Source organism: Rhodococcus sp. USK13 (genome assembly GCF_018343855.1).
Lineage (GTDB): Bacteria > Actinomycetota > Actinomycetes > Mycobacteriales > Mycobacteriaceae > Rhodococcus_F > Rhodococcus_F oxybenzonivorans.
Map to the genome: position 1 here is coordinate 5,393,679 of NZ_CP069242.1, position 16,922 is coordinate 5,410,600.

Here is a 16,922-nt window from a genome sequence, read left to right on the forward strand (position 1 = left end):
AACAATAACGAATAGTCACGGAACGGTAACGGCAATCTCCGTGCCCTGCTGCGGCGCGCGAGCACCAGTGCGAGAATCGCGGCATGTTCGTTCTCGCCCCTGACCAGTCCGTCGACAATCCTGACCGGTCCGTCGACACTGCTGAGGTGGGCGGACTGGCGGTCTCGCCGCACACGGCGGCCGTGCGGCGCCTGGACAATGGGGCCCTCGCCGCTCTCGAGGTGCAGCTGCGCGGGCCAGCGGACGGCCCACTCGCGACCCCCGAAGCACTGCGGACCGTGGCCCGGGCCATGAACGAGAAGCGCGAGCTCGACCATCTCACCTGGGACGTCGCCGGTACGGTCGCAGCGGACGGCGTTCCCGTACTGGTGTCGATCGACCTCGACTCCCTCCCCGGCCTGGCGAATCGCGCGGCTGATCCCGAGTGCCAGCGCCGAGAGATCGTCGTGGTCACCGCCGCGATATTCACTGCCGATCCGTCCCGCGCACTGCGGGCCGTCGCAGATGCACGCGGCCGCGGAAGGCTCATCGCCGTGGACGAGGTAGGCACCCACCCCGCAGCCATCGCACTGCTGTCGCTGATCGAGCCGGACATCATCCTCCTCGCGCCCGTCATGATCACGCGTCGCCCGGACTCGGACATCGCCCGCACCGCGCATGCGGTGGCTGCACGCGTGGAGAGTTCCGGTGCTGTGGTGGTCGCCACCGGAGTGGGCACCGAGGTGCAGCGCCGGCGTGCGCTCAGCCTGGGAGCGACGTACGGGGTCGGCGAGCATCTCGAGGACATCGAGTCGGCCCCGGCGTCGTGGCCGGCTTCCGCGACTGTCGAGCCGTTCCCGCCCACGCCGACCTGGAACACTCCCGACCACGACTCGCGCTCACCACACGCCATCGCCTCCTCCGGGCGCACCGCTGTCCGCAGTCTCAAGCGACTCCTGGTGACCATGAGCACCACCCTCGAGACGCACGCCGCCGCCGCGGGGCCCGAAACCCTGGTGCTGGGAACCTTCCAGCGCGCCGAGCACTTCACCGACCGGACGCGCACCCGTTGGCAGAACATGGCGAGCCGGATCGCCTACGCGGGTGTGTACGGCGTCGGCATGGGTCACACGGTGGACGAGGGCATTCATCAGGCTCCCCTCGCGGCCGACGACGAGCTGGTGGAGGAGTGGAACGTCGTGGTTCTGGGCCCCCACTTCGGTTGCGTTCTCTCCGCCGTGGATCTTCACCGCGGAGAGGCAGATTCGGAACGCGAATTCGACTACGTCGTCTCCTACGACCGCTCGACGGTTGTGCGGTGTGCGCGCGCCGTCCTCGACCGGTTCACCGCCGATCCGAGGAGCGCCGGGTAGAGCGGCCGGAGGTCGACCGCCGTGTCGACATTTCCGCCGCCCGGGCCATGGCGTCGTGCAGGAGGCAGGTGAGATGCTGGAACTTGTCCGCCCGCCACGCCGGAGACTCGGAGTCGGCCCATGAGCATCCTCATTCAGGTTCTCGAGCAGGGATACGCACTCACCACCCCGTGGGAGCAGCGAAAGTATGCTTTCGTCGACGCAACGCACATCGTGACGATCCGCCTCGACGGGCAGTCCGGCGTCTGGCTCGACGGGATGAAACACGGTGAGGCGCATCAACTTGCCATCACGCCGGTCCCCAGCGAAGCCATCTTCTTCCTCCTCCGCACCCTCGACGTCCTGGCCGAGTGCCGAGAGAGTGGTGGGTCGTGGGTGATCGGGCACGACGGTGCCCACCTGTCCTCGATCGCCGCCGTGCAGTTACCCTTCGCCTGACGTGTCGGTGGCCCGCGCAATACTGCGGGTCGACGGTTCGGACACTCGTCGAGCGCCGGGGGGACGCAATGAGGGTTCTGTATGTCGTGCTGTGGGCTCTTGCGGTCAGTGGCTGCGGGGTATCAATCCTTGATCTGAGCGGGCCGGGCCCGGCGCCCGGCAGTCCGCCGCGCGAGCACATCGAACAGTTGCTGGCACAGGTCGACACGGTCGAGTCCCGCCCGCACCCGGGTGGGTACCAACGCGGGTGCTCAGGCAAGGAACAGTGCGTCTTCGGTCCGGCGTGGACAGACGCCCAGAGCGCTCCAGCGGGGCACGACGGATGCGACACCCGCAACAACGTGCTGGCCACCGACCTGCGATCGGTGTCGTTCCGGGACGGCACCCGGGAGTGTGTCGTGCTGAGCGGGGTCCTCGCCGACCCGTACTCCGGCGAGCTCGTCACCTTCGACCGCAGCGACGCCAAGGCCGTGCAGATCGACCACGTCTACCCTTTGGCCGCGGCCTGGGACATGGGTGCGTCCACGTGGCCACTGGAGCGCCGACTGCGGTTCGCCAACGACGTGATGTTCGAATTGCTGGCCGTCAACGGCGACGACAACCAGGACAAGGGAGACCAGACTCCCGGCGACTGGCTTCCGCCGAATCCCGCGTATCACTGCTTCTATGCGGGCAAGTATCTCAGCGTCGCCGTCGAGTACGGCCTTCCTGTCACCGTCGCCGACCGGAAGGCACTCGCCGATGTGGCGGAAAGGTGCCCGTGAGCTCCTCAGGACACCGTGAACGAGCGTGTGTGCCACCCGGTGGCGCCGCCTGGAATCGGCGGCGTCCGTTCTTCGACCTGTACGTTGCCGCTGAGGTCCGTCGCCCGCACTTGCAGTGTGTGCAGGCCCGGTGTCGCCTGCAATTCCCAGGTCCATTGACGCCAGGTGTCGATGGTGTATTGCTGTGCGAGCGCGGCCTTTTCCCACGGGCCGTTGTCTACCCGCACTTCCACCGTCTCGATTCCTCGGCGCTGCGCCCAGGCGGTTCCGGCGACCAGTACCGGACCCGGTACCAACGGCGCGAAGGGAGCGGGCACGTCGATGCGGGAGGCGGTCTTGATCGGTGCTTTCTCGGCCCACCCCCGCTGCGTCCAGTACGCCTCGGCCGCGTCGAAGCGGGTGAACTCCCAGTCCACCACCCATTTGGTGGCGGAGACGTAACCGTAGAGACCGGGCACGACCTGGCGCACGGGGTAGCCGTGCTCGAACGGCAAGGGCTCACCGTTCATCGCCACCGCGAGAATTGCGTCGCGCCCGTCGCGCAATGCTTCGATCGGTGTACCTGCGGTGAAGCCGTCGATACTCATCGAGAGCAGCATGTCGGCCTCGGCACCGACGCCCACCTCGTCGAGGAGATCCCTGATCAGGTACCCGATCCAGGTGGCGTTGCCGGCGAGGACTCCCCCGACCTCGTTGGACACGCACGTCAACGTGATAATCCGCTCGACCGGGGTCCGTGCAACGAGGTCGTCCCACGTGAGGGTGAGTTCCCGATCCACCATTCCGTGGATGTGCAGCTCCCAATTGTCCGTCGTCATCCGCGGGACCCGCAGCGCGGTGTCGATGCGGTAGAACTCGTCGTTCGCGGTGACGAACGGGGTGGCGCCCGGTACGCCGATGTCGGTTCCCGGAGCGATCGGAGACGCCTTGTCCGCGACCGAGGGAATCGCGAAATTCCGACGGTTGTCGATGGCCCCAGCGATCTGCTGGCCCAGATGCCGTCCGACAGCTCCCGCCGCCGCTGCCGCCGCAGCGGCAGTGGCCGCGAGCACGAGAAACTTTCGGCGGGGCAACCGCGAATCCGCACCATCGGCCCCTTCCGGCATCTGCGCCGCCGCCGTCAAGATGCGGAGTACGACGATTCCGGCCGCGACCCCTGCGAGCGTCGGCACCGCGTAGACCCACGAGGCGCTCGGGCGTTGTGTGGCGGCAAATACGCCGACTGCGCCCAGAATTCCGAGGATGGCACTGCCGAAGGGGGCGCGCGGTCGCTCGACGATGCCTGCCGCTGCGGCAAGCAACACGATCAGCAGTGTCATCCCCACGAAGAGCGCCGGCTTGTCGTTCGTTCCGAACGTCGAAATGGCGAACTCGCGCGCCCAGGCCGGACTGCGGTCGACCGTGGTGGAACCCACCGCATAGAAGGGCGAGCTGTTCTGGTCGATCAGCACCGACACGAGTTCACCGACCGCGAGAACGACACCGGCGGCGATCACTCCCGCGAGTGCACGGGAGAACAGATGCCGTCGCCTCTCGGGCGCTCGTGCGGCGTGGGGCCGGTCACCGATCGTGGTAGTCATGCAGCCGTGCTCCTTCGTTGTGGTCACGGGGTATTCGGAGCCGACAACACGCGCGGATGGGAGCCCACCACTAGTATTGCGCTGATGAACACGCTCGACAAAGACACCGTTCTCTGCATCTCGCTTTCCGGTCGACCGAGCAACATCGGCACCAGATTTCACAACTATCTCTACGGTGAGCTTGGTCTGAATTACGTCTACAAGGCGTTCACCACCACCGACCTGCCGGCCGCGGTCGGCGGAGTTCGCGCACTCGGTATCCGCGGGGCCGGTATCTCGATGCCGTTCAAGGAGCAGGTGATCGACCACGTAGACGTCATGCACTCGTCGGCGTCGGTCATCGAGTCGGTGAACACCATTGTCAACGAGGACGGCGTGCTGCACGCCTACAACACCGACTATCAGGCAGTAGCAAACTTGCTGCGGGAGAACGCACTTCCACATTCACTGTCCGTGGCCGTCGCGGGCAGTGGTGGGATTGCCAAGGCGGTGGTGGCAGCAGTACGCGACTTCGGGTTCACCGATGTCACCGTGGTGGCCCGCAACGCAGAGACGGGCGGCGCGCTCGCGAAGCAGTACGGCTTTTCGTGGCAACCCGAATTGGGTCACGCTCGTCCGGGCCTGCTGATCAACGCGACGCCGATCGGGATGGCCGGTGGCGCCGAGGAGGACGCTTTGGCGTTCGAACTGGACGCGATCGAGGCCGCGGAGGCGGTGTTCGACGTGGTGGCGATGCCCCCGACCACGCCGTTGATCAGAGCGGCGGCCGAACGCCACAAGACCGTGATCACCGGCGCCGAGGTGATCGCGTTGCAGGCGGCCGAGCAGTTCGTCCTCTACACCGGCGTCCGCCCCTCTCCGGAAGAGATCCGGCGGGCGTCGGAGTATTCGCGGTCGTGAAACACGCGCGGGTCGCGGATCACCCGACCACCGCGCGAAGCCTTTCCGCCATCCGCGCGTCGAACGCCACGAACATGACGCGCGGCACACCGCTGTCCGATCCGCGCACTGCACTGACGGCCTGACGGACGGCGTCGTCGGCCGGCCACCCGTAGACACCGGCCGAGATCAGCGGGAAGGCAACCGATTCCGCGCCGAGGTCGGACGCCACGCGCAAGCTGCTCAGGTACGCACCCCGCAGCAGGTGTGATCGATCCTCGGAAGACGAGTACACCGGTCCGACGGTGTGGATCACCCACCGGGCCGGCAACCTCCCCGCCGTCGTGGCCACTGCCTCCCCTGCTGGCAGTCCGTCGGGCAGTTCCGTAGCCCGTAACTTCCTGCACTCGGCCAGGATGTCCGGTCCGCCCACACGGTGGATCGCTCCGTCCACGCCGCCGCCGCCGAGAAGGGCGGAGTTGGCCGCATTGACGATCGCGTCCACCGCCACGGTCGTGATGTCGCCCTGCACTACCTCGATGGTCGTCATCGGTCCATTATCTCCGGAAGTGCAGGGCCGTCCGCACGATCAGTCCGGCGATCAGCGCCCAGAAGGCCGAACCGATTCCGAGGACGCTGACCCCGGACGCCGCGATCAGAAATGTGACGACAGCCCCTTCACGTTCGCGTATGTCGGCGAGCGCGGACGCGAGCGCACCACCCAGAGTCGCGAGTAGGGCGAGACCGGCCACCGTCTCCACGACGCCCACCGGAGCCGCCGCAATGAGCGCGGCCACAGCCGCCGAGCAGGCCGCGAGGACCAGATACGCCCAGCCTGCGGTGAAGGCCGCACGCCACCGTTTCCGGGGGTCGGGGTGGGCGGTGGGTGCCGCGGAGAGGGCGGCACTGATCGCCGCGAGGTTGATGGCGTGCCCACCGGCGGGTGCCCCCACCAGGGTTCCGATCCCCGTCACCAGCATCGCGGGCCGCCACGGGACCTCGTATCCGAAGGACTTCATCACTGCGGTTCCAGGAATGTTCTGCGACGCCATGGTCACGATGTACAGCGGCACCGCGATCCCGATCAATGCCTGCCAGGACCACGTCGGTGTCGTCAGCACCAGCTCCGGCAGCAAGGCGCTGGCATCCAGTCCGACTTTCCCGACGACGAGGCTGACGGCGATCACCACACCCGCAGCGGCGAATGCTGCCGGGACCGCCCACCGTGTGGAGTACCGCTGCAGAATCAGCCACACCAGCACGACCGGGGCGACGGCGAGCGGTGCGTCCCGTAACGCGAGCACCGGGGCCAGGCACAGGGGCAGCAGCACCCCGGCCAGCATCGCCTGCGCCAACGCGGAAGGAATTGCGGCGATCACCCGCCCGAGCCGTGGCCACAACCCGGTGAGAAGGATCGCAACACCCACGATGGCGAAGGCGCCCACCGCAGCGGGCCAGCCACCGCCCACGGTCCCGGCCCCGGCGAGGAGCGCGGCGCCGGGCGTCGACCAGGCGAGGGTGATCGGCATGCGATAACGCCGCGACAACCACAGCATCCCCAGTGCCTGCGTCACACACAGTATGAGGAGGCCCGACGCCGCCTCGGCGGAATTCGCGCCGACCGCGGTCAGACCCGTGAGGACCACGGCGAAGGAACTGGTGAATCCCACCAGGGCCGTGACGATTCCCGCACTGACCGGCTGGGCGGCGGAAGAAGGCGAACGCACGTCACTGTCGGGTACGGACATAGGACGCGATTCTGCCCGATGCGCGGCACGTCCGGCGGGCCTGCCAGGGCACGGGAACCCCGCCGTTTAAGGTCGAACCGATGAAACACGACGACGTTCCCGCCTTGCCGACCGCCGACGACTTCCCGGTCCTCTGGCCGGTACCCACCCGCTGGGCAGACAACGACCACTACGGTCACGTCAACAACGTCACCTACTACTCGTACTTCGACACCGCGGTCAACGCCTGGCTGATCGCGGAAACGGGCACGGACATCCGGGAGTTGCCGGCGATCGGCGTCGTTGCCGAGACATCCTGCAAGTACCTCGGTGAACTGACCTTCCCGGACCGCCTCCAGGTGGGACTGTCGATAGAGCGCCTCGGCACTCGCAGCATCGTGTACGCGCTCGCCATCTTCCGGGAACGCGGCGAGGCCCTCGACCTGGCGGCTCTCGGCCGATTCGTCCACGTGTACGTCGACGCGAAGACGCGCAAGCCGGTGCCCATCCCACCCGACATTCTCAGTGCGGCAGAGCTATTGGTGGTGCCGGGCACGAAGTGAGCGCCCGGCACCACTGAGCAGCGCCTCGGTTCAGCGCAGGCCCTCGGCCTCCGCCGTGGCCACGGCCCGAGCGATGATGCCGTCGATCAGCTTGACCGTGGGCGCACCTGTCTCGGCCTGGTTTCGTGGATCGTCCGTCACCCGGCGCAGGACGCCTTCGGCGATGATCGCCAGTTTCCACAGTGCCAGAACGTGCCAATAACCCACATGAGTGACGTCGCGCTCGGTTTCCTGGGTGTACGCCTCCACGAGTTCGGCCCTCGTCGGGAATCCCTCCAGTGTGGAAGCAGGGAAGGGTCCGGCATCCTCGTCACCGGCCTCCGGCCAATATGCCAGAAGTGCACCGACGTCAGCCAGCGGATCTCCGAGGGTGCAGAGTTCCCAGTCCACCACAGCGAGCACCTCGCCCTCCTCGGGCGAAGTGATGACATTGCTCAGATGGAAGTCACCGTGCACGAGCGACAACTCCTTCTGCTCGGGCATGTTGCGCTGGAGAATATCCGCCAGCTGCTCGACCTCCGGGACATCACGTGTCCGCGACTTTTCCCACTGGTCTGCCCAACGCTTCAATTGTCTTGCCGCATAGGGCTTGTGGCTCGCCAGGTCCTCGAGCCCGGTGTCCGCCAGGTCGACGGCGTGAATCTTCGCGAGCGCGCGCGCCATCGCGAGCCCGACACCGCGCCTCTGCTCGGGTGTCAAATCCTTGGCGACCCCGATGCTGTCGATCACCACGCCGGCCACGTAACTCATCAACACGAGTGGGGCATCGGTCACCTCGGGATCTTCGGTGAGTCCGAGAATCTTCGGCACCGGCACGTCCGAACCCTGCAGCGAGGACAGGATTCGATGTTCCCGGACCACGTCGTGCGCCGAGGCGAGCAGGTTTCCGAGCGGCGGACGCCGAAGCACCCATCGACCGCCACCTGCATCACTGACCGCATACGTGAGGTTCGACTGACCGTTTCCGATCCGTTCGAAGCTCAGCGGTGCGATCGCTCCTACACCGAGTCCGGCAATCCACGCGGAGACGGCATCTTCGTTCAACCCCACAGCATTCACGCGCTCGATGCTAACCGCTCGGGGGCCCGGTGCGGTGGGAACCGTGACGCACCGGCGGTAACGGTGAGGTGGAATCGGTCCGAGACCGCCACGCCGGACGGATCCTCGGATCACCACTCCATAACAGTTCAGCTTCGGCGACGTCCGGACTGGTCATAAGACGCAGTACGACTCCTCCACGGGCCCGTCGACTGGGCAATGTGCTCTACCGAAATGCGACCACTTGCGCAGTTCGCGTTCCCGTGGATGCTGTGAAGTAGGACACATACACGTCCTGAACGCAGCGCACGTCTCCCGCGAACTCACAAGGTCTCCGGGACTCGACACAGCGAGGTGAGTCCGATGGTCGACAAGATTGCCTATCCGGTCCAGCTCCTACAGCCGGACGGCCGACGGGTCCTGCGGCCCGAGTACACGAACCTGGTGCGCGATATCGGTCCGGACGAATTGCGCGCACTGTACGAAGATCTGGTTGTCACCCGCCGCATCGACGTGGAAGCCACTGCTCTGCAACGACAAGGCGAACTCGGCCTGTGGGCGCCCATGCTCGGCCAGGAGGCAGCGCAGGTCGGTTCGGCCCGAGCCCTCCGCCCCGACGACTACGCCTTCGTCAGCTACCGCGAGCATGCCGTCGCCTATTGCCGCGGCGTCGATCCTGCAGACATGACCCGGATGTGGCGCGGAACGGCCCACTCGGGCTGGGATCCACACGCGGTGAAAGTCACCAACCCGGCCATCGTCGTCGGATCTCAAGGACTGCACGCCACCGGATACGCAATGGGCGCCCACCTCGACGGTGCCGAGATCGCGACCATCGCCTACTTCGGTGACGGTGCCACCAGCCAGGGAGATATCGCCGAGGCACTGGGCTTCTCGATGAGTTTCAATGCCCCGGTCGTGTTCTTCTGCCAGAACAATCAATGGGCGATCAGCGAACCGGTGCACCTGCAGAGTCCCGTTCCGATCGCCCAGCGTGCCGCCGGCTACGGGATGCCGGCCGTCCGGGTGGATGGCAACGATGTCCTCGCCGTCCTCGCCGTCACCCGCCAGGCCACGCAGCGCGCACGCGAGGGGAGCGGCCCCACCTTCATCGAAGCCATCACCTACCGGATGGGTCCCCACACGACCTCCGACGACCCCACGCGGTACCGATCTTCGGCGGAGACCGCGGAATGGAAGGCCCGCGATCCGATCGACCGCATGCACCGCTTGCTCGACCGGGAAGGCCTGCTCGACGAGGCGTTCCTGACCCGGGTTCGGACCACCGCCGACGAGATCGCCGCGCGACTCCGGTCGGGGGCTGTGGGCGCACCCACGCCGCCGCCGCTCAGCGTGTTCGATCACGTCTACACCAGCGAACATCCGCTCCTCGAGGAGGAGCGCGCCGAGTACGCCGCGTACCTCGCAGCGGTCACCGACACCGAGGAGGCACTGTCATGAGCACCACAAGAATGTCGCTCGGTGCGGCTGTGGGAGCAGGTCTGCGGCGTGCACTCGAACGGGACCGCAAGGTCGTGATCATGGGTGAGGACGTCGGACGCCTCGGCGGAGTCTTCCGGGTCACCGACACCTTGCAGAAGGATTTCGGCGACAACCGCGTGATCGACACTCCGCTTGCCGAATCAGGGATCATCGGCGCGGCTTTCGGTATGGCGCTGCGCGGATACCGGCCCGTGTGCGAGATCCAGTTCGACGGCTTCGTGTACCCGGCCTTCGACCAAATCGTCTCGCAAGTCGCGAAAATCCACTACCGCACGGAGGGAAAGGTGACGGCACCCCTGACCATCCGGATTCCCTACGGCGGTGGAATCGGGGCCGTCGAACATCACTCGGAGTCCCCCGAGGCCTACTTCGCGCACACCGCCGGGCTGCGGGTGGTAACCCCGAGCAACCCCGGTGACGCCTTCCACATGATCCAGCAGTCGATCGCGTCGGACGACCCGGTGGTGTTCTTCGAACCGAAGCGGCGATATTGGGACACAGCAGAATTCGATGTGGACGCCGCCCCCTACCTGCCGTTGCACAGCGCGCGTGTACTGCGCGAGGGCTCGGACGCCACGATAGTCACCTATGGTTCCGTCGTAACGACGGCGTTGTCGGCTGCGACGATCGCCGAGCAGGAGGGCAACTCCCTCGAGGTGATCGACCTGCGGTCCCTCTCCCCGATCGATTTCCCCACCGTCGAACGATCGGTCCGCAAAACCGGCCGACTCGTCGTGGCACACGAGGCGTCGACGTTCCTCGGCCTCGGCGCCGAGGTGGCCGCCCGGATATCGGAGCGATGCTTCTACCAGCTCGAGGCGCCGGTTCTGCGCGTAGGCGGCTTCGACATTCCCTATCCCCCGGCAAAGTTGGAACGCCACCACCTCCCCGACGCCGATCGCCTGCTCGACGCCGTGGACCGCAGCCTCGCGGCCTGACCGGCTCCGCCCGAAAGAGAGGCCCGAAAGAGAGGCCCGAAGGAGAGGAGTGTCCGTTGGCGCAGGAATTCCGCCTGCCCGACCTCGGCGAGGGGTTGACCGAGGCCGAGTTGGTGTCGTGGTCCGTCGAGGTCGGCCAGAACGTCGAACTGAATCAAGTCATCGCCGAGGTCGAGACCGCCAAAGCCTTGGTCGAACTACCGTCGCCCTACGCAGGTGTCGTGGAGGAGCTGTTGATTCCCGCCGGGGCCACCGTGCCGGTGGGCACACCGCTCATCAGGATCGCGACCGACTCGGTGTCGGACACGCCACCTACCCGGACTCCAGTGCTGGTCGGGTACGGACCCGAGGCCGCCGCGCAGAGCAGGCGTGCACGCCCACGCGCGCCCGCGTCGCCGGAGGGCACGGCACCGCCCGAACGCGTACGTCCCGACGCCTCGCCGGCCGCCCGGCTGGCAGCACGCGAGCGCGGGATCGACCTCACCGTTGTCCCGGGCACGGGTCCGTCCGGGGCCGTCACCCGGCACGACGTCGAGGAGTACGCCGGTTCCGCCGCACCGCGCGTGGCGGCCGGGCCGAGCGAGCGAGAGACTCGCACCCCTGTGCGGGGCGTGCGGAAGCAGACGGCCGCCGCCATGGTCCGCAGTGCGTTCACCGCGCCCCACGTCACCGAATTCGTGACCCTCGACGTCACGCGTTCGGTCGAACTCCTCGAACATCTTCGTGGCCGGCGGGAATTCGAGGGGCTGTCGGTGACTCCCCTCAGCATCGCCGCGAAGGCGATGATCGTTGCCCTACGTGAGCACCCCGATCTCAACGCCTCCTGGGACGAAGAGCAACAGGAGATCGTCACCAAGCATTACGTCGACCTCGGTATCGCCGTGGCCACTCCGCGTGGTCTCGTCGTCCCCCACGTGAGAGAAGCGCAGTCGCTGAGCCTGCTCGAACTCTGCCGGGCGATCACCGAACTGACCGCCATCGCGCGCAGCGGTAAAGCCGATCCCGCTCAACTCACCGGCGGCACCATCTCGCTCACCAACGTCGGTGTCTTCGGTGTCGACACAGGCACACCCATCATCAACCCCGGCGAATCCGCGATCGTGTGCCTGGGCAGTGTCTCCCAGCGGCCGTGGGTACACGAGGGCGAGCTCGCCGTCCGCTGGGTCACCACGCTGAGTGTGTCCTTCGATCACCGCGTCGTCGACGGCGAACAGGGGTCGAAGTTCCTGTCCTCTGTCGCCGCGATGCTGCACGACCCGGTCGCGCTGCTCGCACAACTCTGAGGCTGGGTACGTTGGCCCCGTGAGTACTTCTCAACCGCCCGCGGTGAACAAGCGCGCACGGGTACCCGAACCGCTCAGATCCGCCCGGGCTGCGATCTTCGCGATCTTCGGGATCAACGGGTTCCTCCTCGGGATGTGGGTGGTGCACATTCCCGCGATCGAGGACCGTACCGGCATCAGCCACTCCACGCTCGGATCGCTGCTCCTCCTTCTCGCGATCGGCGCCATCTTCGGCATGCAACTCACCGGACCCCTCGCCGACCGGTTCGGAAGCAGGCGGACCGTGATCGCCGCCGGGCTCACACTGTCGGTCGCCACGATCGGTCCCGGACTGGCCACCGAGGCGTGGCAGCTGGGTCTCGCACTTCTCGTCTTCGGGTTCGCCAACGGGGCCCTCGACGTGTCGATGAACTCGCAGGCCGTCGAGGTGGAACAGCGCTATCGGCGGCCCATCATGTCCGCCTTCCACGCTCTCTTCTCCATCGGCGGGGTCGCGGGATCGCTCGTCGGCGCCGCGACACTCGCCGCCGACTGGACACCCGCCGCGGCACTCCTGGTCGCCGGGGGCGTCGGGATCGCGGTCGTCGGCGCGAGCGCGCGGTGGCTCATGCAGGATCGGCCGCGCACCGCGACGACGGACGGATCCGCCGAGAAGGCACACGGACGACTGTCGGCGCGAGTCCTGGGGCTCGGCGGCATCGCGTTCGTGCTCATGCTCGCCGAAGGCGCCGCCAACGACTGGAGCGCACTGCAAGTCAAGGAGCACCTCGCCACCTCCGACTCGGTCGCCGCCCTCGCCTTCGGTGCCTTCTCGGTGATGATGACGGTAGGACGGTTCACCGCCGACCGGGTCAGTGGTGCACTGGGGCCCGTCGCCGTCGTCCGCTACGGCGCACTGCTCGCCGGCGGCGGAATGGCGCTCGTGCTGGTGTCCGGCGCACTCCCGCTCACGATCTTCGGTTGGGCGCTGTTCGGCCTGGGACTGTCCGGTGGAGTCCCCCAGATCTTCACCGCCGCCGGAACCCTCGGCTCAGGCTCCGCGGGCACCAACATGTCCCGCGTCGTCGGACTCGGATATGTGGGATTCCTCGCAGGCCCGGCCACCATCGGCTGGATCACTCAGGTGATTCCCCTCACAACGGCGATGGTGGTGCCGCTGGGGTGTGTGTTGATCGCCGCAGCGTGTGCCGGTGCGGTCCGGCGAACACCCCACTCCGTACACCGGGATCACAGTGCACTCTCATAGTTCGTTCAGCGTGGATTGGCATGCTGGATACCGTGACCGAATCGAACAGCACGCTGCGCCGCAGCGTTCACCGTCTTGCCCTATCGGCGGCAGGTGTGGTGTTGCTGTGCGCGCTGTATCTCGCCAAACCCGCCTCGACAGCGCTCTCGTTCCCGGAGCCGTTACGGTCCATCGCGGACCAGGTGATCAACGTCGTCGACGTCAACTCCGTACTGGTCGCGACCGTCGTCCTCGCCGTGGTCGCGACGGTGCGGAAACTGTCGTATGGAATGGGTGCGATCCTGTTGCTCTGTCTCGGCGCGAACCTCACCAGCGCCGCAGTCCGGGCATGGGCGTCGGATGCGCCCACCGTTCTGCTGCCCAGCGGCCATGTCGTCGCCGTCGCCGCCCTGTACGGCTCGGCGATCCTCGTGTCGGCGCCCCGATTCCGGCCCGTGGTCGCTGGACTGGGCTTCGCCCTGATCCTCGGCGTCGCGGGGGCCGCAGCCCTTGTCGAACCGATCAGCGTCTACGGGCTCGTCGCGAGCCTTGTCGTGGCGTCGATCTGGTGGGCGCTGGCGTCGATACTGATGCTGTACTCCCCCGTCGCCGCGGAGCGTGAGGCGCTTCGGCCCGACACCGCGGCTATTGTCTTCTCCCGCCACCGGTAGGCGCTTCGCGCCCGTGAGTGGTTAACGAGTGCAGGGACTCGTTAACCACTCACGAGCGGCGGAGCCGCCTACAGGGCTTTGAGTTCCTCGGTGACGTCGGCGACGGATTTCTTCGCGTCGCCGAAGAGCATGGAGGTGGTGTCGGCGAAGAACAACGGGTTGTCGATACCGGCGAACCCGGAGTTCATCGACCGCTTGAGCACGATCACCGACTTCGACTGATCCACATTCAGGATGGGCATCCCGTGGATCGGCGAGGACGGGTCGTTGCGGGCGGCCGGGTTGGTGACATCGTTCGCCCCGATCACCAGGGTGACATCGGTGCGCGCGAACTCGTCGTTGATGTCGTCCATTTCCTTCATCGCGTCGTACTCGACATCGGCCTCCGCGAGCAGCACGTTCATGTGCCCGGGCATCCGCCCGGCGACCGGGTGAATGGCGTACTTGACCTCGACGCCCTTCGACTCGAGGAGTTTGGCCATGTCCTTGACCGCGTGCTGGGCCTGCGCGACGGCCAACCCGTAGCCGGGGACCACGATCACCTGATTGGCGTAGGCCATCTGGATCGCCGCGTCCGCTGCCGAGGTGGACTTCGCCGTCTTCACCGTGCCGTCGTCGGCGACCGCGGCAGCCCCGCCGCCACCGAACCCGCCGGCCACGATCGCCGGGATGGACCGGTTCATCGCCTTCGCCATCAGGTTCGTCAGGATCGAACCCGACGCGCCGACGATCATGCCGGCCACGATCATCGCCTGGTTGTTCAGGGCCAGACCGGCGGCCGCGGCGGACAGGCCGGTGAGCGCGTTGAGCAGCGAGATGACGACGGGCATGTCGGCGCCCCCGATCGGCAGCACCACCATCAACCCCAAGATCGCGGCGAGGACGAGGACTCCGACGATCCACCACTGGCTGGTGGGTCCGGTCGGGTCGATCGCCTTGATCCCGATGATCACCGCGAGGGCGACGGCGCCGATCAGCAACAACGCGTTCAGCGGCTGCTGCAACCGGCCGATGCCGATTGGGCGGCCGGGCAGGGTTTCCTGCAGCTTGAGGAACGCGATCACCGATCCCCAGAAGGAGATCGATCCGATGATCGCCGCGAACAGCGAGGCGATCACGATGTGCACGGTCGGCGACTCACCGTGCGCGAAGGCGGTGAACCCGTCCGAGTCGAGGAATTCGGCGTAGGCGATCAGGGCAACGGTGCCGCCGCCGACCCCGTTGAACAACGCCACCAGCTGCGGCATCGCCGTCATCTTCGTCCGCAACGCCGGCGGCACACCCAACACCACACCGATCACGAGACCGGCGACGATGAGCACCCAGTTGGAGGTGTCCCGGATCGCGATCAGGGTGGCGACCACCGCGACACCCATGCCGACCGCGGCGATCTGGTTACCGCGGACCGCGGTCTTCGGCCCGGTCAAACCCATCAGACCGTAGATGAACATCGAGAACGCCACGATGTACAACACGTTGACCACATATCCCATTACTTGTCCCCACCCTTCTCAGCAACAGCAGCGGCGGGAGAAGCGGGCTTGGACTTGAACATGCCCAGCATCCGGTCGGTCACCACGAAACCACCGACCACGTTGATCGTTCCGAACACCAACGCCACGAACAAGATCACCTGCAGACCCCACGGCGGATTGTCGACCTTGCCCAACACCACCAACGCACCCAACACCACGATCCCGTGGATCGCGTTCGTCCCCGACATCAGCGGGGTATGCAACGTGTTCGGGACCTTCGAGATCACCGCGAACCCCACGAACCCGGACAACACCAGGATCGCGATGTTCGCCAACAATTCGGTATACATCTAGGACACACCCTCCTCACGGGTGACGCAGGACGCGGCAAGGACCTCGTCCGAGAAATCGGGGGCCAACCGGCCTTCGACCAACATCAACTCGAGCAGCGCGGAGATGTTCTTCGAGTACAGCTCCGAGGCGTGCTCGGGCATCGATGCGGGCAGATTGAGCGGCGAGCAGATCGTCACCCCGTGCTTGACCACGGTCTGACCGGGTTCGGTGAGCTCGCAATTACCGCCGGTCTCCCCGGCCAGGTCGACCACCACGGAGCCGGGTTTCATGCCCTCCACCGCGGCGGCGGTCACCAGGCGCGGGGCCGGACGTCCCGGCACCAGGGCGGTGGTGATGACGACGTCGAAGCCCTTGATCGCGTCCTCGAGCGCCTGCTGCTGCTGCGCGCGCTCCTGTTCGGTGAGTTCGCGGGCGTAGCCGCCTTCACCGGCGGCGTCGATCCCCAGATCGAGCCACTGCGCCCCGACGGAGCGAACCTGATCGGCCACCTCCGGGCGCACGTCGTAGCCGGTGGCCCGGCCACCGAGCCGCTTCGCCGTGGCGAGGGCCTGCAGACCGGCGACACCGACCCCGAGTACCAGCACGGTCGCGGGTTTGACGGTGCCGGCCGCGGTGGTGAGCATCGGGAAGAACCGGGTCGACTCCGACGCCGCGAGCAGCACCGCCTTGTATCCGGCCACGTTCGCCTGCGAGGAGAGCGCGTCCATCACCTGGGCGCGGGAAATCCGCGGGATCGCCTCGACCGCGAACGCCTGCACCCCCGCCGACTTCAGCGCGGCGACCTGGTTGTCCTGATTGCGGGGGGCGAGGAACCCGATCAACGTCTGCCCGGCATGCAGCCGGCCCACTTCCTCGTCCGATGGCGGCGCGACCTTCACAATCACGTCCGCCGACCACGGATCGCCGATCTTCGCGCCCGCCCCGACATACAATTCGTCCGGGATCAAGGCGCCCAGACCGGCACCCGACTCGACCACCACATCGACACCCTTACCCGTCAATGCGGCCACGATCTTCGGCACCAAGGCCACCCGACGTTCGCCCTCGTTCGACTCACGAGGAACGCCAACCGTCGGGCGCGGCTGCGCCGCGCTCTGCGATGTATCCATTTATCGACTTCCTGCGGTAGATG

At 66.9% G+C, this 16,922-nt stretch carries 17 protein-coding genes; 10 read left to right on the forward strand and 7 right to left on the reverse strand.

Features of this window, described 5'->3' with window-relative positions:
- Positions 1-83 precede the first annotated feature (83 nt).
- From JQT59_RS27320 to JQT59_RS27330, 3 genes are all read left to right on the forward strand, one after another.
- Positions 84-1,352, forward strand: coding sequence for a DICT sensory domain-containing protein (locus JQT59_RS27320; protein WP_213572718.1), 1,269 nt, complete (start codon positions 84-86; stop codon positions 1,350-1,352).
- Positions 1,353-1,472: 120 nt separating this feature from the next.
- Positions 1,473-1,790 carry a hypothetical protein gene (locus JQT59_RS27325; RefSeq protein ID WP_159921106.1) on the forward strand — a complete coding sequence of 106 codons (318 nt, stop codon included), beginning with the start codon at positions 1,473-1,475 and terminating at the stop codon, positions 1,788-1,790.
- A 68-nt stretch (positions 1,791-1,858) separates the two neighbouring features.
- Positions 1,859-2,554, forward strand: a complete 696-nt coding sequence (locus JQT59_RS27330; protein ID WP_213572719.1) for an HNH endonuclease family protein — start codon at positions 1,859-1,861, stop codon at positions 2,552-2,554.
- Between the two features lie 5 nt (positions 2,555-2,559).
- Here JQT59_RS27330 and JQT59_RS27335 read toward each other — a convergent pair whose 3' ends face one another.
- Positions 2,560-4,134, reverse strand: coding sequence for a molybdopterin-dependent oxidoreductase (locus tag JQT59_RS27335; protein ID WP_213572720.1), 1,575 nt, complete (start codon positions 4,132-4,134; stop codon positions 2,560-2,562).
- A gap of 84 nt (positions 4,135-4,218) precedes the next feature.
- On the opposite strand from JQT59_RS27335, the gene JQT59_RS27340 reads away from it, so the two are divergent.
- Entirely contained in the window at positions 4,219-5,034 is an 816-nt protein-coding gene (locus tag JQT59_RS27340) for a shikimate 5-dehydrogenase (RefSeq protein ID WP_213572721.1), read from the forward strand.
- 19 nt (positions 5,035-5,053) lie between these two features.
- Here the strand turns inward: JQT59_RS27340 and JQT59_RS27345 are convergent, their stop codons facing one another.
- Together JQT59_RS27345 and JQT59_RS27350 are read right to left on the reverse strand one after the other, a co-directional pair.
- On the reverse strand, positions 5,054-5,563 hold the full coding sequence (locus tag JQT59_RS27345; RefSeq protein WP_213572722.1) for an O-acetyl-ADP-ribose deacetylase: 510 nt from the start codon (positions 5,561-5,563) through the stop codon (positions 5,054-5,056).
- A gap of 7 nt (positions 5,564-5,570) precedes the next feature.
- Positions 5,571-6,761, reverse strand: a complete 1,191-nt coding sequence (locus tag JQT59_RS27350) for a benzoate/H(+) symporter BenE family transporter (protein ID WP_213572723.1) — start codon at positions 6,759-6,761, stop codon at positions 5,571-5,573.
- 80 nt (positions 6,762-6,841) lie between these two features.
- Between JQT59_RS27350 and JQT59_RS27355 the strand changes: the two genes are divergently transcribed.
- A complete protein-coding gene (locus JQT59_RS27355) occupies positions 6,842-7,303 on the forward strand; it encodes an acyl-CoA thioesterase (RefSeq protein ID WP_213572724.1) in 462 nt (153 codons plus the stop codon).
- A 30-nt stretch (positions 7,304-7,333) separates the two neighbouring features.
- On the opposite strand, the gene JQT59_RS27360 is transcribed toward JQT59_RS27355, so the two are convergent.
- Positions 7,334-8,362, reverse strand: coding sequence for a phosphotransferase family protein (locus JQT59_RS27360; protein WP_213572725.1), 1,029 nt, complete (start codon positions 8,360-8,362; stop codon positions 7,334-7,336).
- Positions 8,363-8,704: 342 nt separating this feature from the next.
- On the opposite strand from JQT59_RS27360, the gene pdhA reads away from it, so the two are divergent.
- From pdhA to JQT59_RS27385, 5 genes are read left to right on the forward strand one after another with little or no spacing between them, the layout of a single operon-like run.
- A complete protein-coding gene (gene pdhA, locus JQT59_RS27365; protein WP_213572726.1) occupies positions 8,705-9,802 on the forward strand; it encodes a pyruvate dehydrogenase (acetyl-transferring) E1 component subunit alpha in 1,098 nt (365 codons plus the stop codon).
- Positions 9,799-10,782, forward strand: coding sequence for an alpha-ketoacid dehydrogenase subunit beta (locus JQT59_RS27370; protein WP_213572727.1), 984 nt, complete (start codon positions 9,799-9,801; stop codon positions 10,780-10,782). Before pdhA ends, JQT59_RS27370 begins: the two co-directional genes overlap by 4 nt.
- 56 nt (positions 10,783-10,838) lie before the next feature.
- Entirely contained in the window at positions 10,839-12,065 is a 1,227-nt protein-coding gene (locus JQT59_RS27375; RefSeq protein ID WP_213572728.1) for a dihydrolipoamide acetyltransferase family protein, read from the forward strand.
- Positions 12,066-12,084: 19 nt separating this feature from the next.
- A complete protein-coding gene (locus tag JQT59_RS27380; RefSeq protein WP_213572729.1) occupies positions 12,085-13,311 on the forward strand; it encodes an MFS transporter in 1,227 nt (408 codons plus the stop codon).
- 32 nt (positions 13,312-13,343) lie between these two features.
- Complete coding sequence (locus JQT59_RS27385) at positions 13,344-13,961, forward strand: hypothetical protein (RefSeq protein WP_213572730.1); 618 nt, start codon at positions 13,344-13,346, stop codon at positions 13,959-13,961.
- A 68-nt stretch (positions 13,962-14,029) separates the two neighbouring features.
- Here the strand turns inward: JQT59_RS27385 and JQT59_RS27390 are convergent, their stop codons facing one another.
- The 3 genes from JQT59_RS27390 to JQT59_RS27400 are packed head-to-tail and all read right to left on the reverse strand — an operon-like array spanning position 14,030 to position 16,899.
- Complete coding sequence (locus JQT59_RS27390; protein ID WP_213572731.1) at positions 14,030-15,454, reverse strand: NAD(P)(+) transhydrogenase (Re/Si-specific) subunit beta; 1,425 nt, start codon at positions 15,452-15,454, stop codon at positions 14,030-14,032.
- Positions 15,454-15,786, reverse strand: coding sequence for an NAD(P) transhydrogenase subunit alpha part 2 (locus tag JQT59_RS27395; RefSeq protein ID WP_109328582.1), 333 nt, complete (start codon positions 15,784-15,786; stop codon positions 15,454-15,456). Before JQT59_RS27395 ends, JQT59_RS27390 begins: the two co-directional genes overlap by 1 nt.
- Complete coding sequence (locus JQT59_RS27400) at positions 15,787-16,899, reverse strand: Re/Si-specific NAD(P)(+) transhydrogenase subunit alpha (RefSeq protein ID WP_213572732.1); 1,113 nt, start codon at positions 16,897-16,899, stop codon at positions 15,787-15,789.
- Between the last annotated feature and the right edge of the window lie 23 nt (positions 16,900-16,922).